Raw genomic sequence first — 22,906 nt, forward strand, 5'->3', positions numbered from 1 at the left:
TTTGAAAGAGTACCTAAAGTTGAATAATGAGGTTTTAAATACATATGAACGAACTGGAAGATTAGTATCAGAAAAAGATAAAGAAGCAACTAGGAAGTACTTCTTAGAACATGTGAATGTTAAGTTACGATACTTTATCGACCTAGAAGAAAAACTTAAGTACCTTGTATCAGAAGGTTATTACGAAAAAGAATTCTTAGACTTGTACTCATTTGACTTCATTAAGAAGATTTATAAGATTGCATATTCATATAACTTCCGTTTCCCGTCATTTATGAGTGCTAGTAAATTTTATGATAGCTATGCTATGAAAAGTCGAGATGGGGAAGAGATATTAGAAAAATATGAGGACAGAATTTCTATTATTGCACTGTATCTTTCTCAAGGCGATGAGCAACTAGCAGAGAAATCAGTAAGAGTGATGATGGAAGCCTATCAACCTGCGACACCAACAGCTTTAAATAGTGGCAAGAAAGCTAGAGGCGAATTAGTGAGCTGTTTCAAATTATCAATGGATGATTCAATGAATAGTATTGCAGAGAATATTGGATACTGTCTAGAGTTGAGTAGACTAGGTGGAGGAGTTGGAGTTAATCTAACAGATCTTCGACCATTAGGTGATCCTATTAAGGAGATTCTCAATAGAGCAAGTGGTGTTATTCCAGTAGCTAAACTTCTAGAAAACTCATTTAGTTATTCAAATCAAATGGGACAACGAAATGGCTCAGGAGTAGTATATCTAAATATTTTCCATGCAGACATTGAAAACTTTATTTCATCAAAGAAACCTAACGCAGATGATAAAATTCGCCTAGCAACCTTATCAACAGGAATCATTATACCAAGCATTTTCTTTGAGTTAATGAAAAAGGACAAGGATATTGTTCTATTTAGCCCATATGACATCCATAAGGAATATGGTAAGCGTATGTCTGAAATCAGTATTACTGATATGTACTATGAGCTACTAGATAACCCTAGAATTCGAAAAATTAAACGTATAAATGCACGTAATTTATATACTGAAGTAAAAAAAGCACAATTTGAATCCGGATATCCTTTTGAAATCTTTGATGATAATGTAAACGATGTACATCCACTCAAGGGTATTGGACGAGTACAAATGTCTAACCTCTGTACGGAAATCCTACAATTACAACAAAAAAGTATTATCACTGATCAAGATCAACCTAACGAATATGGGTTAGATGTTTCGTGTAATTTAGGGTCGATTGATATTCATGCAGCAAGTAAAGTAAATGATTTTGAAGATCTAGTAGACACATCAATGAGATTGCTTACAAACGTTACAACAAAGACAAATATTGTTAATGTACCGTCTGTCGCAAAAGCCAATCAATTAATGCATTCTGTAGGACTTGGTTGTATGAACCTTCATGGACATTTAGCAACACAAGATATCATGTATGGCTCTCCTGATTCGATTAAATTTGTAGATCATTTTATGGAAGCATTGAACTATTACTCACTTAAATCATCTATGGCGTTAGCTAAAGAAAAATGTGAAAGTTTCTTCGGATTTGAGAAGAGTGAATATGCAAATGGCAATTATTTTGCTACATATGTTTCCAAAGAAGACACCTTCCCGAATGAGAAAGTGCAAAAAGCACTAGGTAACATACCAATTATCACTTCTGAGATGTGGAAACAACTTAAAGTAGATGTAATGAAATATGGTCTATTTCATTCATATCGTTTAGCAACTGCACCTACAGGAAGTATCAGTTATATTCGAAGCTGCACAGCATCAATGTCACCTATTACAGAACGTGTGGAAATTCGTGATTATGCTGATAGTCGGACAATTTATCCAATGCCATATATGACTAATGACAACATGCATTTATATCAAGAATCTTACGATGTTAACCCTTATAACTTAATTGATTTATATGCTGCGGCACAAAAACATGTTGACCAAGGTATTTCAATGACACTTTATGTAACAGACCAATGGACAACAGAACAACTAGCTAAAGTTTATATTTATGCTTGGACTAAAGGAATTAAAAGTGTTTACTATGTTCGTCAACGATTACAAACACTGGAATCTTGTGTCGCATGTTCAATTTAAGTAGTGATGAGCTAAAAAAGCAAGGATTGAAAAAGAAAGGACGATTGAATAGTGACAATTAGTAAACAGTATTCAGCAGTTAACTGGAATAGACCATCTTCAGAATTAGCACAAATATTTTGGGATCAGCAATGGAGACAGATATGGTTTCCAGAAGAAATTGCTGTTTCTAAAGATATTAAACAATGGAAAGGTTTTGAGCATCAAGAAACCTATAAAAAAGTATTTGGTGGTTTGACATTATTAGATACAGTTCAAACAAATATTGGGATGAACGAGATAACTCGTTATATTCCAGACTTTCAAGAAAAAGCTGTAACAAGTATGTTTGGCGCTTTTGAAGCAATTCACGCTAAGTCCTATTCCTATATTTTTACAACTTTATGTACTAATGAAGAAATTGATGAGTTATTTGAGTGGGTAAAAAAGAATGAGTTTCTACAGTACAAGGCAAATAAAATCGGAGATATTTATAATGCTATCGAAGAAGGAAATAAAGAAAGCTTATGGAAAGCGTTGTTCGCATCAGTAATGCTAGAAAGTTTCCTATTCTACTCTGGATTCTTTTATCCACTTTACTTAGGTGGACAAGGTATTCTTCGTAACTCAGCAGAGGTAGTAAGTTTGATATTGCGTGACGAATCCATTCATGGTGTAGCAGTAGGATTCTTTGCTCAAAACATTTTTAATAAATTTAGCAAAGAAACGCAGGACGAATTAAAAATATGGGGATATGAATTGTTACTAGACTTATATCAAAATGAAATGAAATACACTGATGATATTTATGCTGAAACAGGATTAAGTCCTGATGTTAAAGCTTATGTAAGATACAATGCAAACAAAGCCTTAATGAATCTTGGATTAGATACTATGTTCCCAGATGAAGAAGTTAATCCTATTGTAATGAATGGTATTCGCAACGAAGGTAGTACCTATGACTTCTTTTCACAAAAGGGTGCTACATATGCTAAAGCTAAGGTAGAACCAATTAATGACGACACATTTGACTTTTCAAACTTAAATTAAAAGGAGAAATCTTTATTATGAATTTAATTGACACATTATATTTTGCAAAAGTTAAAGAGGAAGCAATTATCCCAACTAAACGAAAAGAAGATGGGTGTTATGACATCTATGTATTGCTTAATGAGGATGAAGTAACAATTAAACCGCACGAAATTGTTGGATTTGATACAGGAATTGCAACAGCAGTAAGTTATAAATATCGTTTAGATTTTAAGCGTGAACGTGGTTCAACAGGATCAATTGGTTTAGTGCCTCGATGTGGACAAGTTGATAGTGGGTATCGTGGTGAAGTTTTCTTAAAACTACAAAATACAACTAATAAAAATATTGTAATTTCAAAATTAGTTACTGATAAAGTAGAAACTGAAGATGAAGTTAAATATCCCATTAGTAAAGCAGTTTGTCAAATGGCAGTTGAAATTGTACCAGAGGTTGAAGTAGAAGTAATTTCATATGATGAATTATTAAACATTCCGTCTGAACGAGGTACAGGTGCTTTAGGTAGTAGTGGCAAGTGATAATCAATTTAAATAAATCATGGATATTATTTAATCTTTAAAAAGTTATAAATTTAAGAAAATAAATACATAAAACCACTTGTTATTTAATATACTTATGTTATTATTAAATTAATAAATACATAATTTTGCGGTAAGGTATTGATGTAATATATCTCCTTACCGCAAATACCATACTAACGTCAATAGAAATTAATACTTGCTCTATTGATAACGTAGACTTTCCTACGTAATACCAGTCCATTAAGCGAATAATGGTGAGAAGTGAATCGGATACATATTAAGTTAGAAAATACATATAAACGTTCGAAAATAACGATTTTACACTCGGTAATCTCATACGAAAAATTCGCAGTAACAATCTACATAGTACGTGTGAGAAGGAAGTAATGCTTAAAAATCAAAATTATTTAACGGATTGGTAACAATCTACATTATACAGACAACAAAATAACTTGAAAGATGTGATACTTAACTGAACAATTACTAAATAAGAATTATAATCAAAAAAAGTATAATTATAAGAGTAAGCAATTAATACTTACTCTTACTACTTCTAGCGACTCTCCGCTAGTATACCAGTATCCATTAAATAATTAATTGGACGAGAAGTGTGGGTATATGATGATAAGAATTAAAAATACATAAGAAATTTAAAATCCATTACACTCGGTAAATATAAAATAATCACAAGTGAATAAATTTCGCTGTACAACTTACATGTGTACGTGAGTAGAGAGTCAACGAAAGAGACATCAATCATATAGTAGTAACCGTCATAACCTACATTCATAAACAAGAAAACAAAAAACTACCTGTGCAGACTCTCCTGCACTATATCGAGAAGTCTTGGTCATCAAATACATAGAAAACTAATTTTAAATATACCTTTGACACTCGATAAATTTACATACACAGAAAAAAATGATTAGATATACATAATTTTCGCAGCAACAATTCATATGAGTATGTAAATAGAGAGATTCTCGATGTTCATGTTTGCTTTTCCGCTGAAGTAACAATTCATATGAGTATGTAAGAGATTGAATAATTATAAGATCTAAAAGTGCGAATTATAAGTTAACATGAAATTTCTGTGTTACTCGCACAAAATAAAAATTAAAAGGTAGGTAATTAATAAATGGTTAAAAAAGAAACTAAACAAAAAACTATGACTAAAACAATGAGATGCGAAATTAAGTATGATAAAGAATTATATAACTTATTAAGCGACATCCAATACGAAGTGTATCGACTTAAAAACAAAGCAACAACATTAGCATATGACTGGCAAAACTTTTCATATTCATATAATGAAAGATTTGGAACATACCCGAATTCAAAAGAATTAACAGGTCAAGTATGGATTTCAGGAGATATTAATGCAATATTAAAAAAAGATCATGCGAAAAGTGTATACTCTATGACTAGAGAATCGGCAGTAAAAGAGGCGTGTGATAAATTTAAAAATGACATGCCTCAAATCATGAAAGGTGAAATTTCAATCGCTAGGTATAAACGTGATGGTAGTTTTCCAATTAGAGCAAAACAAATTACATATCTAACTAGAGTTTCTAGTAAGAAGTATACATGTAAACTAGCGCTATTATCACGAGAAGGTGTTAAAGAAAGAGAATTAAAGAATGGTCAGATTGATGTTGAGCTGCGTACAGGTAATGGTTCAAATATAATTTTAGATAGATTAATCAGTGGAGAATACAAGTTGTCAGATAGTAAAATTGGAAAAACTAAAAATAAGTTTTATTTACTTGTAGCTTATACTTTTACACCAAATAGAGAAATATTAGATGAAAACAAAATTATGGGAATAGATGTAGGTATAAATGTTCCTGCAACATTGGCAGTATCTCACGATAAATATTATCGCCAATTCGTAGGAGATGGTAAAGAAATTAGAGACTTTGAGAATCAAGTAATTGCTCGCAAGAGACGTATTCAACAATCACGTAAATGGGCTGGAGATGGAAGTGTAGGTCGTGGTATTAAAACTCGCACTAAAGCTTTAGATAAAATTAGTGGTAAAATTGCAAATTTCAAACAAACTAAGAATCATAATTGGTCAAAATTTATTATTGATGAAGCTGTAAAAATGGGTTGTGGAACTATTCAACTTGAAAATTTAACAGGTATTGCTGAAGAAAATACATTTCTTAAAACATGGACTTTTTATCAACTTAAACAATACATTACCTATAAAGCTGAACAAGTTGGAATTAAGGTTGTAGAAATTGATCCATCACATACATCTGCACGTTGTAATAAATGCGGTTATATACATAAAAAAAGTAATAAGGATAAATGGAGACTTAATCAAGAAACATTTCATTGTCAAAACTGCAATCATAAAGCTAATGCAGATGTAAATGCTGCTAGAAATATTGCAATGAAAGATATAGAACAAATTATTAAAGAACAATTGGAAGTACAAAAGAAAGCGAATCAACATGCATTGAAATACATAGCAGAATAAAATACACGTAGAAATACGTTTAATATATAAAATACAAGGTTAATAAATAACGAAAGGAGAATTTACAAATGAGTAATGTTAAAAATAAAGAATCACATATGCATAAAGAGCTGTTTTTTAGAGCGTTTAGGATTTAGTAGAGATTCAGAATTACGATATGTGAAGATTTCTGAAGATGGTAAATGGGTAAAAGTTGGAGTTAATGTTGTTGTTCAGGAAGATAATATTATTTAATATATATATAATTACATAAAATTAAAATATTATTTAGGAGAGTTGATATGAGAAAGTATTACACAGATATTTACGTTACTCTAAAGCCTATAATCAATGAAGAACCAGTGGAAAGTGAGTTTAGAATGGCTGTTTCTTATCCTTTTTGTTATGAGAAAGATGCATTTGTTAATCTAAAACAAATGAAAAAAGCAAAGAAACAGTTTCTGAAAATTATGGACATGAGTAAATTTTTAAAGAAATATGAAAACGTTAATGAGTTTATTTTTGAGTATGTAGTAATAGATAAAGCTTACAATGAAGTAAATGGACAAAGATTAGGTGGAACAACTAGCCCAAATGCACCCATTACTTCTGTTGTAAGTAGAGAAGAGCTAAGTAAAAAAGGTTAAAATTTAACTAAACAATTACATAATTGAAGAGGAGATTGATTTAATGAAGAAATCACGAAAAGAGCGTAAATTAGAAGCAAAGCAAAACGGAGTATCTTTTGTACCACAATACAATGGAAATGGGGTAATTTCTTCTGAAGATTTCTATGGTTCGGGTTTAGAACGATTTAATAATAAATTTGTGAAATTTGATAAGAAAGTTGAAGCACCAGTAAATGCTCCAGAAGATGTAGTAAGTAATGAAGAAGAAAAAGTTGAGGTAGTTGAAGCTGTAAGTGAAACATTTAAAGAAACACCTAAGAAAAAGGGTAAGTTCAAAAAGGCACTGAAGAAACTTTTTAATAAATAAAAAATACATAATTTTATATGAGGGTGGATTAATTTCTGCTCTCATTACTTTTACATAAAGGAGAATGTCATTGGGTAAACATGTTGACTTAGTATATAAGGATTTAGTCTTTAAAGTGTTAGAAGAAGGTGTAGTTAAAGGAGATAGAACTGGTACAGGAACAGTTAGTTCATTTGGTAATCAAATCGAAATTGATTTACAGGACGGATTCCCACTATTAACAACTAAACGAGTATATTGGAAAGGTGTAGTAGCTGAGACAATTATGTTCTTAAAAGGCATTACAGATTTGAAATTTTTACTTGATAAGAATGTAGATATTTGGACTCGTGATGCGTATAAGAAATATTTAAAAGAAATGAATGAGCATTCTCACACTCCTACCTTTACATTAGATGAATTTCGTGAAGATGCAAAAGTAAACGGTTATGATTTAGGGAAAATTTACGGTAGTATTTGGCGTGATTTTAATAACGATGGTACTGATCAATTAATGAATGTTATTAATGAAATTAAAGTTAATCCAGATAGTCGTAGATTAAAGGTGTATTCAGCTAACCCATCTGTTGCTCATACTCAAACATTACCGCCATGTCATGATGCATTTCAATTCTATGTAAGAGATGGACATCTTGATTGTTTATTCCAAATGAGAAGTTCAGATGTTTTTCATGGTTGGAGCTTTAATGTTGCTAGTTATTCATTAATTACTCATATCGTCTCTGAAATGACAGGTTTAAAAGTTGGAAGATTAATTGGTCAATTGGGAGACACCCACATCTACTCTACTCATTTAGATGCATTGAAAGAACAAACTAAACGTGAACCTAAAGAATTACCTATATTAAAACTGAGCAAACGTGTTAAACAATTTAGAGATATTGGAGAGATTGATTTTGATGATATCGAATTGTTAAATTACAATCCACATCCAACTATTAAAGCACCGCAGGCTTTTTAAACAAAAAAGAGTGAATGCAAATTAAGCACTCACTAAAAAAAAGAACTATGGAAGTGACTTCATCAGTCTTAAGGAAGATGCGGTTTAGCCACAACTATATTTTACAATTTAAGTATATAGTAGTCAATTTTAAGCAGGAGGAATAAATGTCGATTAATATCATTGCAGCAATTAATGAAACACACTCTATAGGAGTGAAAGGAAAATTACAGTACAGAATTAAGAAAGATTTAGAACGATTCAAGCAATTAACACAGAGTAATAATGGTCATCCAAATATTTGTTTAATGGGGAAGAATACATTTTTAGAATTAGATAAACCATTGTCAAAAAGGATTAATGTAGTTTTAACGTCAGATAAGAAGCTAGTAGTACCAAAAGGTGTAATTGTAGAATCATCATTTGATAAAGTACTGAATCATTATTTACATAGCGGAAGTCAAGATAAGGATTTATGGATTTGTGGTGGACAAGAGTTGTTTAAACAAGCATTACCACACAGTGATAAAGTTTTTATTACTTACATACACGATGATAAAGTAGGTGATCGACATTTCCCATATGAGCATGTAAAGCAACAATTCAAAATAGTACATAGTGAAGAGCATGAAGAGAATGGATTGAAATTTGAGTTTATTAATTATGAGAGAAAGGATGATATTTGATGAAGAAATTAATCACAGAAGAAAACAAAAATGAGTATGCAAGTTGCATTATTCCAAACGAAGAAATAGATAAGATATTCCACGATGCTTTATTAAAGTATTTAAAATCTTTACCTGTAGAAAGATTGTTAGAAATTGAATCTTATATGAGCTGTGATTAGGATTAGTAACTAGCACTGATGTTGTATTGCGTCAGTGTTTTTTGCTATTATATCTTTATGTGATATTGATATTTAGGAGTGATGAGTTTGAGTCGTATCAGATGGTCTCAAGAAGAGAGTGATTTGTTGAAAAAAGTTTATAAATATAAGACAGCCAATCAATTGGCTGAGATATTTCCTCATTATACAAATACTCAAATATTAAGGAGAGCTAAAAGATTAGGGTTAAAGAAAGATCCTTTAGTAGCAAAGGAATCTCGTGAACAAAACAAGATAATACAACGTCAAGACTTATGGACGGATGAGGATTTGAAAATATTATCAGAAGTGTATCCACATGAAGGTGCAATAGGAGTGAAAAAGAAACTAGAAAAAGAAAGAAGTATACAGTCTATAATTTCACAAGCCAACAAATATAAAATATGTAGGATTCAAAAAGACTTGTTTTGGAACCCACAAGCTATATCAATTAACGATGATAATATTTTTTCGGTAAAAATTATCTATAAAGGACAGTAGGTGTATGAAGATTGAAAGAATTAAAAGATGTAAAAAATGTAGCAATTTATCTAAGACGTTCTAGGGGGGAAGAAACGGAAGATTTAATAAAACATGAACGTAGTTCTATTCAAGTGTGTGAAAAATATGGTTGGAGCTATACTATCTACAAAGAAATAGGTTCTGGTGATTCTATTGAGGCTAGACCAATAATGTGTGAACTATTAGATGATGTTGGAATAGGATTGTATGATGCAGTAGTTGTAACTTATTACGACAGACTTGGTAGAGGTAGTGGAACAGATCAAGACATAATTACAAATGTATTTTTAAACAGTAGTACGTTGATTATAGAGACTACTCCATTCACTATTTACAACATGGAGGATGAGGCTTCTGAAGAAATGTTGGCTTTTAAACAATTTATGGCAAGGCGTGATTATAAGAATATTAACAAAAAGTTGACACATGGTAGAAAAATGGCAGTAGAGATGGGAAGATGGGTTTTTTCATCCCCACCTTATGGATATGATTACAATAGAAAAACTAAGAAATTAGAGATAAATGAGGAACAGGTTAAAGTTTTAAGAATGATTTACGATATGTATTTGGATGAGAATATGTCTAGTAATGATATTGCATGGTCATTAAATAAACAACAGATACCATCCCCTAAAAATACATTGTGGACTGGTGCAACAATATTACAACAATTAAAAGCAGAAGTTACTCTTGGACATATTGTTTACAACAAAACAAAAGGTAATCGGAAATCAAAATCTACTATAAAAAAGAAATTTGAGTATGTGCCTAAAAGCGAATGGAAAACTGTGTATAATGCACATCCAGCAATAAAAACTCAGGAAGAACATGAAAGAATTTTAAAGGCAATAAAAGAAAATAATACTCATACAAGAAAGAATAATGTTAATGTATTATCAGGTGTGGTAAAATGTTACAATTGTAATTCAACTCTAACAATAAGAAAGGCGAGTCATGATGGTAGAGATGAAATATCGAACTGTTCTAAGTGTAAACAATGTAAAGGTGGTAGGGCTGAAATAGTAATGAATTCGATTTTTAAATCTGCTACCACAATAAAAGGAGCTTTAAAGGATATAGAAAATGACCAATTAAAAGATAAAGAAAAGACAATGTTACTTAAAGAGATAGAAAAGTTAGATGCTAAATTAGATACTCAATATAAAGCGATTGAGAATATTGAGTTGTGGTTTGAAGAAGGTAGATATTCTTCGGATAAAGCTAAATCAAAAATCAAAGAAAGAGAAGAGAAAATATATGAATTAGAAAATATTGTTAGGAAGAAAAGAGAAAAGTTTGAATCATTTTCTAATATGACTAACACTGACAGAATTAAAAGACTAGATGAATTTATTGATCGCATGAAAAAAAGTAGTGATGAAAACGATAAAGCCAAGCAAAATACTTACATTAAAAATATTATATCAGAAATAATATGGAAGCGAACCGAATGGGATGAAATAGAGATAACGGTAAATTTTCTTTAAGGGGATAGACTGTAAAATAGATACTGTATGATGTAATAAAATACATATGAAAATAAAGGACATATTGTGTAATTAAGAACAATACAATAAAACATTCAATGTGCTTGTTTTTGTTGTATTTACAGCAAGATGAACCTCATCATTCATCACAACAAGCACACCTTTATCACGTGCTTCTTCATCAACAGCTACTCGGACTGCCTCTACTAAATTATAAATCCCATCTGCTCCAAGTTCGTTAGATGAACGCATTGCTCCTGTTAGCACAATCGGAATGGCTAAGTTCGTAGTTAGCTCTAAGAAATAGGCGGTTTCTTCCAATGTATCCGTACCGTGTGTGATGACCACACCGTCAATTGGCTGTGCGTCAATTTGTTCCAAAATCAAGTTACGCAATAAAAGCATCTCTTTCGGTGTAATATGTGGAGAAGGGAGGTTAAAAGCTTCTATTTCGATAATGCTTGCTAGTGAAGCCAGTTTATTACTTTCCTTCATTAGAGGATTTTCCTTATTAGGCATGACCGCTCCTTCAGCACTCATCGCCATGGAGATTGTGCCGCCAGTATGAATTAATAAAATTGTTTTTTTCATAAAAAAATAAATCTCCTTTTAAAAAGTTTTTTTGTCATTACATGGTATAATAATAGCAGTCTATTGTTGAAAGGAGCCGGCATCATGATCATTTTATTATCTGCTGCCATTGCTCCCGGTCTAGCGCTTTTTAGTTATTTCTATTTGCGCAATCAGATGGCTACGGAGCCAAGAAGAACTTTACTACAAACGTTTTTATACGGCGCATTTTTAACGTTCCCAATCATGTTTTTACAGTATGTATTAACAGAGGAAGGGGTTTTTCGATATCTTTATCTTCAAGACGTACTATTTTCAAGTGTCATTGAAGAATTTTTTAAATGGTTTGTGCTATTAATTGCCATCTATAATCATATAGAATTTGATGACCCTTACGATGGTATATTGTACGGGGCAAGCATTTCACTTGGCTTTGCTACGATTGAAAATGTTCTTTATTTACTTTCATTTGGCTTAGACACGGCATTTATGCGAGCCTTATTACCAGTATCGAGTCATGCTTTGTTCGGTGTCGTAATGGGCTATTATTATGGACGGGCTAAGTTTTCGAAACTTGTTAAGACAAAAGAGATGATTGCTATGGCGCTTTGTGCACCAGTCGTACTTCACATTCTATACAATACAATATTATCATTCAAAGGTCACTGGGTTTATTTAATGATTCCTTTTATGTTGTTTTTATGGTGGTTTGGCTTGCGTAAAGTGAAGCTTGCACATTATCATCTGGTGCAGCATCTTCATATGCAAAAGAAAATATAAAGCGTAGAAATCGTCAAAGATTTCTACGCTTTATTTCATTTTTATCATGTATAAATTACTCCTTTTGTTTCAAGCTATAAAAAAAGGAGTGATAAAAGTGCGTTTAGTAAGCATACTTTTTGCTTTAATATTAGGAATTAGTATAATTGCGATTCCTCAAAATGATGCGAATGCATTTAGCGATCAGCAAATTACTCGGGGTGCCTATGGAGATGATGTCGTTGAATTGCAAGCGAGGCTACAATACTTAGGTTTTTATAAGAGTAAAATTGATGGCAAATTTGGCTACAACACATACTGGGCTTTACGTAATTTCCAAGAAAATTATGGGTTACCAGTAGACGGAATTGCAGGCGCTAAGACAAAGAAAGCGTTAACGGGCAATTCAGATTATGACGAAAAATGGGTGAAAGCTCAATTAAATGCAGGAAATCAATTTACTTATTATGGTGGGCAGCCACTTGATCAGCAAGTGAAAAAGAATACTAGTGGTGGCAGTAGCAATAGTAGTGGAAGTAGTAATAATAATGGAACACAGACACAAGTTCCTCCCAAATATACAGAGCGTGATTTACAGCTAATGGCGAATGCGGTATATGGAGAGGCAAGGGGAGAACCATATGAAGGACAAGTAGCGGTTGCCGCAGTTATTTTAAATCGTTTGGAAAGCCCAGATTTCCCGAATACTATTTCAGGTATCATTTTCCAACCGTTAGCATTTACGGCCGTTGCAGATGGGCAAATTTGGCTTGAGCCAAATGAGCGAGCGAAAGAAGCGGTTATTGATGCCATGAACGGCTGGGACCCTTCTGAAAATGCATTGTATTATTTCAATCCAAAAACTGCAACGAGCAAATGGATTTGGTCACGTCCACAAATTAAACAAATTGGAGAGCATATTTTCTGTTCATAGAAAGGAGGAACCTAGATGAAAACTTGGCTCGTGGTCTTAACGATTGCCGTTATTGGGTTAGGGGCATACAGCATTGATTTACATGGAGATAAAGAAGATTTACAACGTACCGTGCTTGCACAATATACAGATAAGTTAACGGATGCATCTGAAAAACTTTCCCATCTTCAACGCTCAGTTTCACAATCCCTGTTGTTTCAAGACGAGCAGGCGATTCACAATGAACTAGATTCGGTTTGGCGTTTAAGCTCAGAAGTTCGTTCTTCAATTGCGAATATTCCAATAGGACAAGAACTATCAAGTGAATGGATGAACTATCTAGGGCGACTTGGCGATGAAGCAAAAAGGACAGCGAAAACAGGGGATTATGAAGCTTGGCGTGAAAAAATGCCCCAGGTTTCAACGAATTTACAATCTCTTTCCGATGAATGGACAGCTGCAACCGTCGATTTCTATAAGCATGATGGGAAAATGGATGTTTGGCTACAGCAAGTAGATAATAAAAATCCAAATAGCCAATTTGATACTGTAAAAGATACATTAAAGGGCTACGGCGAAAAGGATTTCCCGTTAACTTTATCTGAATCTGATTGGCAGAAAAAAATTGAGTTAAAGGCATTACAGGATGCAGTTATTACCGAAAAAGAAGCACTAGAGAAAGTGAAGTACTTATTCCCAGTCATTAAAGATGCTACATTTACAGTTACAAAAAGTAGTGATACAGCACCATATCCTTTTTATCATATCCAATTCCACCAAGGGATTCGATTAGGCTATGTTGATTTAACAGAAAAGGGTGGACATTTATTATCCTATTTAGTAGAACGTCCTGTGGATGAAGCCAAGTTATCACAAGAGGAAATCATGAAAAAAGCGCAGGAATATGTGAAGAAATTAGGCATGAAAGATGTAGCCTATGTGGAATCACGAGAAAATCATCAAGCTTGGCATGTGACATTTGCTCGTGTCCATCCAGGAGATAATGCGTTAATCTACGCTGATGGTGTTCAATTGAAAGTGGCGAAAGATACAGGTGAGCTGTTAGGTGCAAATGCAATGGAATATATTCAAGAAGAAAATATTAAAAAGCAAACAGCTAAGCCGATTGATTGGAAAACGTTCTTCCAAGACGATATCCAAGTACAAGAGGTAAAAAATATCTACACAGATAATGGACAATTTGAGCAACGTCTTTGCTATGAGGTCATAGCATTGCGTGATGGTAATACGCAGGAAACATTTAGAATTGTTATTGATGCGGAAAACCATAATGTATTAAAAGTGGAATATCTAACTTAATCAATGATGCTTCCGCTCTGTATCAACTTGACATGAAAATACTACCAATTTTTATAGCCAAAATAAGCTTCTCATGAGATAATTAAACTATATTTTTCGCACGGGGAGATGCTCATGGAAATAAAAATTGGTACACAATTACAACTTGAACCAACTTATACAGAGCGTTTGGAGAAATTCCGCTGTAAAGTTGTAGAGCAAAAAGATAATATTCTATATATTGATTATCCGGTTAATATGGCAACAAAGAAAACGGCATTTTTAATAGATGGCTCAGAATTTAGAGCAACTTTTCGTACCGAGGATAAACAATCCTTTGCCTTTAATACAGAGGTAGTTGGCCGTAAAGCAGGTAATATCCCAATGATTATGTTGCATTGTCCAACACCAGAGGAGTTTATAAAAATTCAGCGACGAGAATACGTTCGTGTGGAGACACAAGTAGACGTTGCTATTCAGTTGAAAGATTATAAATATCAGCTTGTGACTGTGGATATTAGTGCAGGAGGCCTAGCAGTCATGTTGAAAGGTCAAGTAGCTTTCACTGAGGGTGATGAAGTAAAACTAACCATTGTATTGCCATTTGCTAATGGAGATGTCAAGTATGTCATTACGGAAGCGCTGATCGTACGTATTTTTGAAAAAGAGGATAAACGCATTGCAACAATCCAACTAACAGATACAGATGATGTCGATCAACAGCATATTGTCCGTTTTTGCTTTGAACGTCAATTAGTCAATCGTCGTAAAGAAATGAACCCTTTTAATGTTTAAAATCCTTTATGAATATTTTGATGAAGCCCTCTCCTAGTAGAGGGCTTTTTTGAGGTTATATGATACAATAAGAGGTGCAGAAAGTAGGGAAGAATATGAAGAAAAACATTCAAATTGCGATAGACGGGCCTGCTGGTGCTGGCAAAAGTACAATCGCGAAAATTGTTGCTGAAGCACTTGGCTTTACTTACATTGACACAGGGGCAATGTATCGAGCAGTTACGTATAAAGCGATGCAACAAAACATACATTTAGATGATGAAGCAAAATTAGCAGAGATGCTTGAAGTAAGCACAATTGAATTAAAACCATCACCTCAGGGACAGCTTGTTTTTTTAGATGGTCACAATGTGTCAGCGGAAATACGCTCTAATGAGGTCACTTCATCAGTCTCACAAGTAGCTGCCCATGCGAAGGTTCGTGAGCTATTAGTTGCTCAACAGCAAAAACTTGCAGCTAATGGCGGTGTTGTCATGGATGGCCGCGATATTGCTACACATGTCTTAAAGGATGCAGAACTAAAGGTTTTCATGTCTGCAACAGTAGAGGAGCGTGCTAGACGACGCTTGATTGATAATCAAAAAAGAGGAATTGAGTCCTCTCTTGAAAAACTTCAGGAAGAAATAGCGCTACGTGATAAAAAGGATAGTGAGCGTGAAGCATCGCCACTGATTCAAGCTGAAGATGCGATTTTTTTAGATACAACAGCATTGTCCATTGATGATGCAGCACAAGCTATTTTAAAATTAGCAGAAGAAAAAATGCTATAAATCCTAAAATTTCAGACATTTTTAGAATTTAAAGGATTTATTTTTGTCTTTGTCTTCAATATCGAATAAAATAGTAAGGGAAGATGCGAAGGAGGGTTACATATGTCTGAAGAAATGAACTATGCAGAACAAACGTTTAACGAGGGTGATATCGTCAAAGGCATTGCCGCGCAAGTTGATGAAAAGGCAGTATCTGTATCAATTCCAGGTGCTCCGTTTGATGGTATTGTACCGATTAGTGAATTATCAAGCTTACACATTGAGAAAGCGTCTGATGTCATCTCAGTTGGAGATGAATTAGAATTGATGATTACAAAGGTTGAAGAAGAAAACTTTGTCCTATCAAAACGTAAAGTGGATGCTCTAAAAGCATGGGATACACTGGAGCAGCAATTTGCCGCTGAGGAAATCTTTGAAGCGGAAGTAAAGGATATTGTTAAAGGTGGTCTTGTCGTAGATTTAGGTGTACGTGGCTTTGTACCAGCATCGCTTGTAGAGGACTATTTTGTTGATGATTTTGAAGGCTATAAAGGGCAAACATTAAGCTTTAAAATTGTTGAGCTTGATAAGGATAAGAATCGCCTTATTTTATCTCACCGAGCAGTGGTTGAAGCAGAGAAAGCTTCACAAAAGAAAAATGTGATTAATCAAATAAAAGCTGGCGATGTATTGGATGGTAAAGTACAGCGTCTCGCGTCATTTGGTGCATTTATCGACCTAGGTGGTATTGATGGTCTTGTACACATCTCGCAAGTATCACATGAGCATGTGAGTGATGTGAGTGAGGTTTTAGCTGAAGGACAAGATGTAAAAGTAAAAGTTCTATCAGTGGACCCAGAAAATGAACGTATTTCTTTATCTATTAAGGAAACAATTCCTGGACCATGGTCTAATATTGAAGAACGTGCCGCTAAAGGCACTATTTTAGACGGTAGAGTGAAGCGACTTACTTCATTTGGCGCATTTGTGGAAGTATTCCCAGGCGTTGAAGGTTTAGTGCATATATCGCAAATTGCGCATAAGCACATTAACACGCCTCATGAAGCACTAAAAGAGGGACAAGAAGTACAGGTAAAGGTTCTTGATGTCAACGCTGACGAAGGCCGTCTAGCCCTTAGCATTAAAGAATTATTAGAAAATCCTGAAGCAGAAGAAGTAATCGACTATGAATTACCTGAAGAGAATACAGGCTTCTCATTCGGTGATGTGATTGGCGATAAACTAAAAAACTTTAAATAATGTATAAAGCGAGGATGCATAAATGTATCCTCGCTATTTTTATGGTTGATAGGATTTTGAAAGTGAAGAATAGCGATTGAAGAGTGGATAAAATCTTTGAATTGAAGGATAAAACTCTAAAAGTAGCGGATAAGATTCTCAAAATAAAGGATAGGAATTAAAAAGGCGATAGAACCTTTATAACATCTGATAGAGCGCTTAAAAAAATGAGGTAACACCTTTTATCACCATACATAGCGTTCTACATTATGGATATGATATGATATAATGGCATTTTTCGTGTATAATAGCGAAAGACAAGAAGTTGGAAGGATGAAGTACAGATGACGAAACCAGTAGTAGCCATCGTAGGTCGTCCGAACGTAGGTAAGTCGACGATTTTTAATCGTATCGTTGGAGAACGTGTTTCGATTGTGGAGGATATCCCAGGCGTAACACGTGACCGTATTTATAGTTCGGCAGAGTGGTTAACACACGATTTTAATATTATTGATACAGGTGGCATTGAAATTGGAGACGAGCCGTTTTTAGAACAAATTCGTCAACAAGCTGAAATCGCTATTGATGAAGCAGACGTTATTATTTTCATGACAAATGGTCGTGAAGGGGTAACGGCAGCAGATGAGCAAGTTGCTAAAATTCTATACAAAACAAAAAAACCAGTCGTATTAGCGGTCAATAAAATTGATAATCCTGATATGCGTGAAATGATTTATGATTTTTATGCACTTGGCTTCGGTGAACCTTGGCCTATTTCAGGTTCCCACGGTTTAGGTTTAGGGGATTTATTGGACGAATGTGCGAAACATTTCCCGAAAGAAGATGAAGAACAATACGGTGATGATGTCATTAAATTCTCTTTAATTGGTCGCCCGAATGTTGGGAAATCCTCTTTAGTGAATGCTTTCCTAGGGCAGGAACGTGTTATTGTTAGTAATATTGCAGGGACAACACGTGATGCGATTGATACGCCTTATGCATATGATGGACAGGAATATGTCATTATTGATACGGCGGGTATGCGTAAAAAAGGAAAGATCTATGAAACAACCGAGAAATATTCTGTGTTACGTGCGCTACGTGCTATTGAACGCTCAGACGTTGTTTTAGTAGTGCTGAATGCAGAAGAAGGTATTCAGGAGCAAGATAAAAAAATCGCTGGCTATGCACATGAGGCTGGAAAAGCTGTGATCATTGTTGTGAATAAATGGGATGCCATTGAAAAAGATGAAAAAACAATGAATGTCTTTACACAGCAAATTCGTGAGCATTTCCTATTTTTAGATTATGCCCCAATTATTTTTGTATCGGCGAATACAAAACAGCGTGTGCATCAAATTTTACCGATTATCCAACGTGTCAGCGAGAATCATGCGATGCGTATTCAGTCCTCTATTTTAAATGAAGTGATTGAGGACTCAGTGGCTCGTAATCCAGCACCGACAGATAAAGGTCGTCGTTTACGTATTTACTATGCTACTCAGGTAGCGATTAAGCCACCAACATTCGTTATTTTTGTGAATGAACCAGAGCTTATGCATTTCTCATATGAACGCTTCTTAGAAAATCGCATCCGCGAAACATTTGACTTTGAAGGGACGCCAATTCGTTTAATTACACGTGCGCGTGCTTAAGGCAATAGCTATAGACATACAATACGCCAACCCGACATTATTGTTGGGTGGCGTCTTTTTACAAGAAAGAACTTACTTAATAGACAACCCAACAAAGGGAGGATTTTGTTATGGAAAAAGTTTGTGTGTTAGGGGCAGGCTCATGGGGTACTGCACTGGCAATGGTACTAGCGGAAAATGGACATGATACGCTTGTATGGACACATAGAGCTGAGCAGGCAGAAGAAATCAATCAACTGCATACGAATAAAAAATATTTACCAGAAACCATTCTACCTGTAAATTTACATGCAACGAGTGATATGGCGCAGGTAGCTACTCATGCAGAAACCATTGTTGTGGCTGTTCCAACAAAAGCGATTCGTGAAGTATGCGAGAAACTAACGGCTGAATTAACAAAAAAAGTGTTGTTTGTCCATGTTTCGAAAGGAATTGAGCCTGACTCATTAAAACGAATATCTGAGATTTTAGCAGAAAGCTTACCAGCAATGTATGTGGAAGAAATTGTTGTTCTTTCTGGGCCAAGTCATGCAGAAGAAGTGGTACTGCATCATCCTACAACGGTTACTGCAGCTTGTGCTAATATTGATGCTGCTGAAAAGGTACAGGATTTATTTATGAATCAGTTCTTCCGCGTCTATACAAATGAGGATATCATTGGTGTAGAAATAGGAGGAGCGTTGAAAAACGTTATCGCTTTAGCGGCAGGTATTACTGATGGCTTAAATTATGGAGACAATGCAAAAGCGGCACTTATTACGCGAGGTCTTGCAGAAATTTCACGGTTAGGTGTAAAAATGGGTGGTAATCCATTTACGTTCTCAGGGCTTACAGGTATGGGGGACTTAATTGTAACCTGTACAAGTGTCCACTCGCGAAACTGGCGTGCAGGTAATATGTTAGGGCAAGGTATGAAGCTACAAGAAGTGCTGGATCAAATGGGCATGGTCGTAGAAGGTGTCCGTACCACGAAGGCAGCCTATCAATTAGCAGAGAAATATGATGTCGCCATGCCGATTTCCACAGAGCTCTATAGTGTGCTATTTAATGATGTTGAACCGAAAGTGGCAGTAGATGCCTTAATGATGCGTATGAAAAAACGAGAAATAGACGATATGAAGCATTAATATTAATTTTTTGATTAGACTTGTCATTAAATGGACATAAATAAGGTGTCTCAACGAATCTGTTGAGACGCCTTATTGTGTGCCACTAGTTGAATAGAAATACATGCTAAAAGAGTTGTCCATTTCTTGATAGTTATGGGACAACTATTTCTTTTTAGCAAAAGCACATAGTATAATATACTTTGATTGTGTCTTGACATTCAAAGAAAGGTGGTTTTTTGAAATGGGCCCGTTAGCTCATATGCCTGCGCTTGATGTAATGTGGGTGTCGTTTTATTGCATCGCATTTATGATTATATCAGTCGGCTTAATTTATTTAGCGCGAAATAAGATTTCAAATGTATTTTTACGAACAGTCGTAAATTTATGTGCATACATACTGTTTGGACTTGGCACATTTTTAATGGTACTTGTAGTTGCCACTTGGCCAGCATAAATAATAATGAGGTGTCAGTAACATGAAAAAACTAAGTGCTTTGCTGTTGGTATTTGCAACCGCCATACTGTTAGTAGGATGTGCATACCCAGAAGAAGAAAAAAGGGCTAAGGTCACGCCTGATGTCGATCAACTAGCGGCAGTTCAACGTGCTGTGGATGAATACCGTGAAGCAACAGGTGGACTAGTACCAATTAAAAATAGCGAGCTAGATACGGATATCTATATCAAATATTTAATCGATTTTGAAAAACTTATGCCGAAGTATTTGACGACAATTCCTGGAAATGCCTATGAAAAAGGTGGTATATATCAATATATCATTTGGGACCCTGAAAATGAGGCATCGGTCAAATTAGTAGATTTAAATGCGGCAGAGCGTATACGTGAAATAGGTATTCGTAAACTATCTACACAGTATTTACCAATAAAAGGGTCAATTTCAGATAATGTTTATCAGATCAACTATAAAGATTTGGGTTATAAAACAGAGGTAACTGTAAAAAGTCCCTATTCTGGCGTCGAGTTACCGCTTTTCATGACTGGTGATGGTGAATTACATGTAGACTATGCTGTGGATTTAGGCCAGCTTTTAAAAGAGGATAAGCCGAATGTAAAGCCAGGTGATGATATTCGCCAACTGCTTGTCGACAAATTTCCAGTGGTGCCTGCCTATTCTATTCCATATACAGTGGACGAGAATGGAGAGCCTATCTATGATATGAAAACGTATAATGCGGATGTCAAAAAAGCGAAAGAATTACAAAAACAAGAGGCAGAAGCCGCCGAGAAAAAAGAGAAATAGCAAACAAGCTCCTTACATTTGTGAGGGGCTTTTTCATATTTGTCTACAGGCTCGCATATAGTGAAAAAGCGTAGATAAAGGAGGCAGAAACCTTGAGTGAAGCAGTATTTAGAGAAATTGCAGAGCGCACAAATGGCGATGTTTATATTGGTGTTGTCGGTCCAGTACGTGTAGGTAAATCAACATTTGTAAAAAAGGTAATGGAATCAGTCGTGTTACCAAACATTGTGGATGAAACGGAAAGAATGCGAGCACAAGATGAGTTGCCACAAAGTTCTCCGGGGCCAGTCATTATGACTGCTGAGCCGAAGTTTGTGCCTGCCCAAGCAACCCGTATTGTGGTCGGTGAAGATGAAATGCCATTCCAAATTCGATTAGCAGATTGTGTTGGTTATATTATCGATGGGACAAAAGGCTATGAGGATGAAAATGGACCAAAATTTGTTCATACGCCTTGGCATACGGAGCCAATTCCATTTCAGGAAGCCGCTAAAATTGGCACAGATAAGGTGATTCGCGATCATGCGAATATTGGTATTGTCGTAACGACTGATGGTACAGTGAACGGAATCAGTCGACGAGCAGCAGAGAAGGCAGAAGAGGAAATTGTAGAGCAATTAAAAGATATCGGCAAACCATTTGTCATCTTACTCAATTGCCAAATGCCTGCGAGAGAAGAAACGGTTCAGCTTCGCAATGAATTGTTTGAACGTTACAATGTCCCTGTTATTGCGATGTCCATTGATCAAATGAGAGAAACGGATATTCAATATATTTTACAAGAGGCGCTATTTGAATTCCCAATTCGTACCATTGAGGTGGAAAAACCAGACTGGCTGGATGTATTAGATGCTACACATCCATTAAATGTTGCATTGATTGATTCGATGGAGGAAGTCCTTTCTTCTGTTATGAAAATTCGAGATGTGCAACAGGCGTCAGATGCCTTTAAAGCCATTGACTTTATTGACCAAAGTGAAGTTGTTCATGTAGATGCAGGTGTAGGAACAGCTGTAATTCGGGTATCCCTACAGGGTGAATTGTATAAATCAGTTTGTAATGAATGGCTAGAAGAACCAATTGAAACGAAAAAAGATTGGTTACTCTTTATCAAAGAGGCGGCAGAGGCAAAAGAGGCCCAAAAACGATTTAAAAGTGCTATTCACGATGCTGATACGACAGGCTATGGCGTGACATTGCCAATGATGCAGGAATTTGAGCCAACAGCCCCAGAGCTCATTAAACAGAATAATTTCTTCGGCGTACGAATGAAGGCAAAAGCGCCATCCTATCATATTATCCGAGTTGATATGGAGTCAGAATTTGCACCGTTAATTGGCTCAGAGTTCCATAGTCAGCAACTTCTAAAAGATTTAAATCATGCTTATTTACATGATCGTGATGCCTTATGGAATACACAATTATTTGGCACACCATTGCATGAAGTATTAAAAGAGGGGATTCGCTATAAAATGGATGCAGTTCCATCTACTGCCAAAAAACGTATGCGTCAGACGATTGAACGTATGGTTAACGAAGGAGATCGTGGTTTAGTAACATTTATTTTATAGTGATAAAATTCAGAAAAAATGCAAAAAATATACGCAGGGCTTTTCGTTTTTATGCGAAAAGTCCTT

At 34.9% G+C, this 22,906-nt stretch carries 23 protein-coding genes and 1 pseudogene; 23 read left to right on the top strand and 1 reads right to left on the bottom strand.

Annotated elements, in window-relative coordinates:
- Position 1: 1 nt before the first annotated feature.
- From nrdE to NYE73_RS07745, 12 genes are all read left to right on the top strand, one after another.
- Positions 2-2,095: a class 1b ribonucleoside-diphosphate reductase subunit alpha gene (nrdE, locus tag NYE73_RS07690; RefSeq protein ID WP_340815404.1), complete on the top strand. Its 2,094-nt coding sequence runs from the start codon at positions 2-4 to the stop codon at positions 2,093-2,095.
- 57 nt (positions 2,096-2,152) lie between these two features.
- Positions 2,153-3,124 carry a class 1b ribonucleoside-diphosphate reductase subunit beta gene (nrdF, locus tag NYE73_RS07695; RefSeq protein ID WP_340815781.1) on the top strand — a complete coding sequence of 324 codons (972 nt, stop codon included), beginning with the start codon at positions 2,153-2,155 and terminating at the stop codon, positions 3,122-3,124.
- Positions 3,125-3,141: 17 nt separating this feature from the next.
- Positions 3,142-3,642 carry a hypothetical protein gene (locus NYE73_RS07700; RefSeq protein WP_340815405.1) on the top strand — a complete coding sequence of 167 codons (501 nt, stop codon included), beginning with the start codon at positions 3,142-3,144 and terminating at the stop codon, positions 3,640-3,642.
- A gap of 1,141 nt (positions 3,643-4,783) precedes the next feature.
- Complete coding sequence (locus NYE73_RS07705; RefSeq protein WP_340815406.1) at positions 4,784-6,133, top strand: RNA-guided endonuclease InsQ/TnpB family protein; 1,350 nt, start codon at positions 4,784-4,786, stop codon at positions 6,131-6,133.
- 75 nt (positions 6,134-6,208) lie between these two features.
- Positions 6,209-6,367: a hypothetical protein gene (locus NYE73_RS07710; RefSeq protein WP_340815408.1), complete on the top strand. Its 159-nt coding sequence runs from the start codon at positions 6,209-6,211 to the stop codon at positions 6,365-6,367.
- A gap of 47 nt (positions 6,368-6,414) precedes the next feature.
- Positions 6,415-6,759, top strand: a complete 345-nt coding sequence (locus NYE73_RS07715) for a hypothetical protein (protein ID WP_340815410.1) — start codon at positions 6,415-6,417, stop codon at positions 6,757-6,759.
- A 43-nt stretch (positions 6,760-6,802) separates the two neighbouring features.
- On the top strand, positions 6,803-7,108 hold the full coding sequence (locus tag NYE73_RS07720) for a hypothetical protein (protein ID WP_340815411.1): 306 nt from the start codon (positions 6,803-6,805) through the stop codon (positions 7,106-7,108).
- Positions 7,109-7,172: 64 nt separating this feature from the next.
- Entirely contained in the window at positions 7,173-8,069 is an 897-nt protein-coding gene (gene thyA / locus NYE73_RS07725) for a thymidylate synthase (RefSeq protein WP_340815412.1), read from the top strand.
- A 146-nt stretch (positions 8,070-8,215) separates the two neighbouring features.
- Complete coding sequence (locus NYE73_RS07730) at positions 8,216-8,734, top strand: dihydrofolate reductase (protein ID WP_340815413.1); 519 nt, start codon at positions 8,216-8,218, stop codon at positions 8,732-8,734.
- A complete protein-coding gene (locus tag NYE73_RS07735; protein ID WP_340815415.1) occupies positions 8,734-8,895 on the top strand; it encodes a hypothetical protein in 162 nt (53 codons plus the stop codon). Before NYE73_RS07730 ends, NYE73_RS07735 begins: the two co-directional genes overlap by 1 nt.
- 87 nt (positions 8,896-8,982) lie before the next feature.
- Positions 8,983-9,414 (top strand): hypothetical protein, encoded by a 432-nt coding sequence (locus tag NYE73_RS07740; RefSeq protein ID WP_340815416.1) that lies wholly within the window; start codon positions 8,983-8,985, stop codon positions 9,412-9,414.
- Positions 9,415-9,425: 11 nt separating this feature from the next.
- The gene (locus NYE73_RS07745; protein WP_340815417.1) at positions 9,426-10,922 is read left to right on the top strand and encodes a recombinase family protein; all 1,497 of its coding nucleotides are present in this window, start codon (positions 9,426-9,428) and stop codon (positions 10,920-10,922) included.
- Positions 10,923-11,012: 90 nt separating this feature from the next.
- Here NYE73_RS07745 and NYE73_RS07750 read toward each other — a convergent pair.
- A pseudogene (locus NYE73_RS07750) lies at positions 11,013-11,513 on the bottom strand (asparaginase); the annotation flags it as partial.
- Positions 11,514-11,597: 84 nt separating this feature from the next.
- Here NYE73_RS07750 and prsW point away from each other — a divergent pair.
- The 11 genes from prsW to spoIVA all read left to right on the top strand — a co-directional run bounded on the left by prsW (position 11,598) and on the right by spoIVA (position 22,840).
- On the top strand, positions 11,598-12,272 hold the full coding sequence (gene prsW / locus NYE73_RS07755) for a glutamic-type intramembrane protease PrsW (protein WP_004232588.1): 675 nt from the start codon (positions 11,598-11,600) through the stop codon (positions 12,270-12,272).
- A gap of 97 nt (positions 12,273-12,369) precedes the next feature.
- Positions 12,370-13,185 (top strand): spore cortex-lytic enzyme, encoded by an 816-nt coding sequence (gene sleB, locus NYE73_RS07760; RefSeq protein WP_048389795.1) that lies wholly within the window; start codon positions 12,370-12,372, stop codon positions 13,183-13,185.
- A gap of 15 nt (positions 13,186-13,200) precedes the next feature.
- The gene (locus tag NYE73_RS07765) at positions 13,201-14,484 is read left to right on the top strand and encodes a PepSY1/2 domain-containing protein (RefSeq protein ID WP_048389800.1); all 1,284 of its coding nucleotides are present in this window, start codon (positions 13,201-13,203) and stop codon (positions 14,482-14,484) included.
- A gap of 114 nt (positions 14,485-14,598) precedes the next feature.
- The gene (locus NYE73_RS07770; RefSeq protein ID WP_054550705.1) at positions 14,599-15,258 is read left to right on the top strand and encodes a flagellar brake protein; all 660 of its coding nucleotides are present in this window, start codon (positions 14,599-14,601) and stop codon (positions 15,256-15,258) included.
- Positions 15,259-15,353: 95 nt separating this feature from the next.
- Entirely contained in the window at positions 15,354-16,028 is a 675-nt protein-coding gene (cmk, locus tag NYE73_RS07775) for a (d)CMP kinase (protein WP_048389802.1), read from the top strand.
- Between the two features lie 102 nt (positions 16,029-16,130).
- Positions 16,131-17,267 carry a 30S ribosomal protein S1 gene (gene rpsA / locus NYE73_RS07780; RefSeq protein WP_048389803.1) on the top strand — a complete coding sequence of 379 codons (1,137 nt, stop codon included), beginning with the start codon at positions 16,131-16,133 and terminating at the stop codon, positions 17,265-17,267.
- 323 nt (positions 17,268-17,590) lie between these two features.
- On the top strand, positions 17,591-18,901 hold the full coding sequence (gene der / locus NYE73_RS07785) for a ribosome biogenesis GTPase Der (protein WP_004232601.1): 1,311 nt from the start codon (positions 17,591-17,593) through the stop codon (positions 18,899-18,901).
- A gap of 110 nt (positions 18,902-19,011) precedes the next feature.
- Positions 19,012-20,028: an NAD(P)H-dependent glycerol-3-phosphate dehydrogenase gene (locus NYE73_RS07790; protein WP_016993349.1), complete on the top strand. Its 1,017-nt coding sequence runs from the start codon at positions 19,012-19,014 to the stop codon at positions 20,026-20,028.
- A gap of 223 nt (positions 20,029-20,251) precedes the next feature.
- The gene (locus tag NYE73_RS07795) at positions 20,252-20,464 is read left to right on the top strand and encodes a DUF2768 domain-containing protein (RefSeq protein WP_004232605.1); all 213 of its coding nucleotides are present in this window, start codon (positions 20,252-20,254) and stop codon (positions 20,462-20,464) included.
- 22 nt (positions 20,465-20,486) lie between these two features.
- Positions 20,487-21,269 carry a hypothetical protein gene (locus NYE73_RS07800; protein ID WP_054550706.1) on the top strand — a complete coding sequence of 261 codons (783 nt, stop codon included), beginning with the start codon at positions 20,487-20,489 and terminating at the stop codon, positions 21,267-21,269.
- Positions 21,270-21,361: 92 nt separating this feature from the next.
- Positions 21,362-22,840: a stage IV sporulation protein A gene (gene spoIVA / locus NYE73_RS07805; RefSeq protein ID WP_048389809.1), complete on the top strand. Its 1,479-nt coding sequence runs from the start codon at positions 21,362-21,364 to the stop codon at positions 22,838-22,840.
- Positions 22,841-22,906 lie beyond the last annotated feature (66 nt).

It is taken from the genome of Lysinibacillus sp. FSL K6-0102, assembly GCF_038003545.1.
Taxonomy (GTDB): Bacteria; Bacillota; Bacilli; order Bacillales_A; family Planococcaceae; genus Lysinibacillus; species Lysinibacillus capsici.

Coding starts and splice junctions, on each gene's coding strand:
- NYE73_RS07715 (WP_340815410.1), top strand. CDS start 6,415: ATGAGAAAGTATTACACAGATATTTACGTTACTCTAAAGCCTATAATC.
- NYE73_RS07770 (WP_054550705.1), top strand. CDS start 14,599: ATGGAAATAAAAATTGGTACACAATTACAACTTGAACCAACTTATACA.
- rpsA (WP_048389803.1), top strand. CDS start 16,131: ATGTCTGAAGAAATGAACTATGCAGAACAAACGTTTAACGAGGGTGAT.
- NYE73_RS07710 (WP_340815408.1), top strand. CDS start 6,209: ATGTTAAAAATAAAGAATCACATATGCATAAAGAGCTGTTTTTTAGAG.
- NYE73_RS07800 (WP_054550706.1), top strand. CDS start 20,487: ATGAAAAAACTAAGTGCTTTGCTGTTGGTATTTGCAACCGCCATACTG.
- NYE73_RS07795 (WP_004232605.1), top strand. CDS start 20,252: ATGGGCCCGTTAGCTCATATGCCTGCGCTTGATGTAATGTGGGTGTCG.
- NYE73_RS07720 (WP_340815411.1), top strand. CDS start 6,803: ATGAAGAAATCACGAAAAGAGCGTAAATTAGAAGCAAAGCAAAACGGA.
- NYE73_RS07790 (WP_016993349.1), top strand. CDS start 19,012: ATGGAAAAAGTTTGTGTGTTAGGGGCAGGCTCATGGGGTACTGCACTG.
- der (WP_004232601.1), top strand. CDS start 17,591: ATGACGAAACCAGTAGTAGCCATCGTAGGTCGTCCGAACGTAGGTAAG.
- NYE73_RS07765 (WP_048389800.1), top strand. CDS start 13,201: ATGAAAACTTGGCTCGTGGTCTTAACGATTGCCGTTATTGGGTTAGGG.
- prsW (WP_004232588.1), top strand. CDS start 11,598: ATGATCATTTTATTATCTGCTGCCATTGCTCCCGGTCTAGCGCTTTTT.
- NYE73_RS07735 (WP_340815415.1), top strand. CDS start 8,734: ATGAAGAAATTAATCACAGAAGAAAACAAAAATGAGTATGCAAGTTGC.
- thyA (WP_340815412.1), top strand. CDS start 7,173: ATGTCATTGGGTAAACATGTTGACTTAGTATATAAGGATTTAGTCTTT.
- NYE73_RS07700 (WP_340815405.1), top strand. CDS start 3,142: ATGAATTTAATTGACACATTATATTTTGCAAAAGTTAAAGAGGAAGCA.
- cmk (WP_048389802.1), top strand. CDS start 15,354: ATGAAGAAAAACATTCAAATTGCGATAGACGGGCCTGCTGGTGCTGGC.
- NYE73_RS07730 (WP_340815413.1), top strand. CDS start 8,216: ATGTCGATTAATATCATTGCAGCAATTAATGAAACACACTCTATAGGA.
- NYE73_RS07705 (WP_340815406.1), top strand. CDS start 4,784: ATGGTTAAAAAAGAAACTAAACAAAAAACTATGACTAAAACAATGAGA.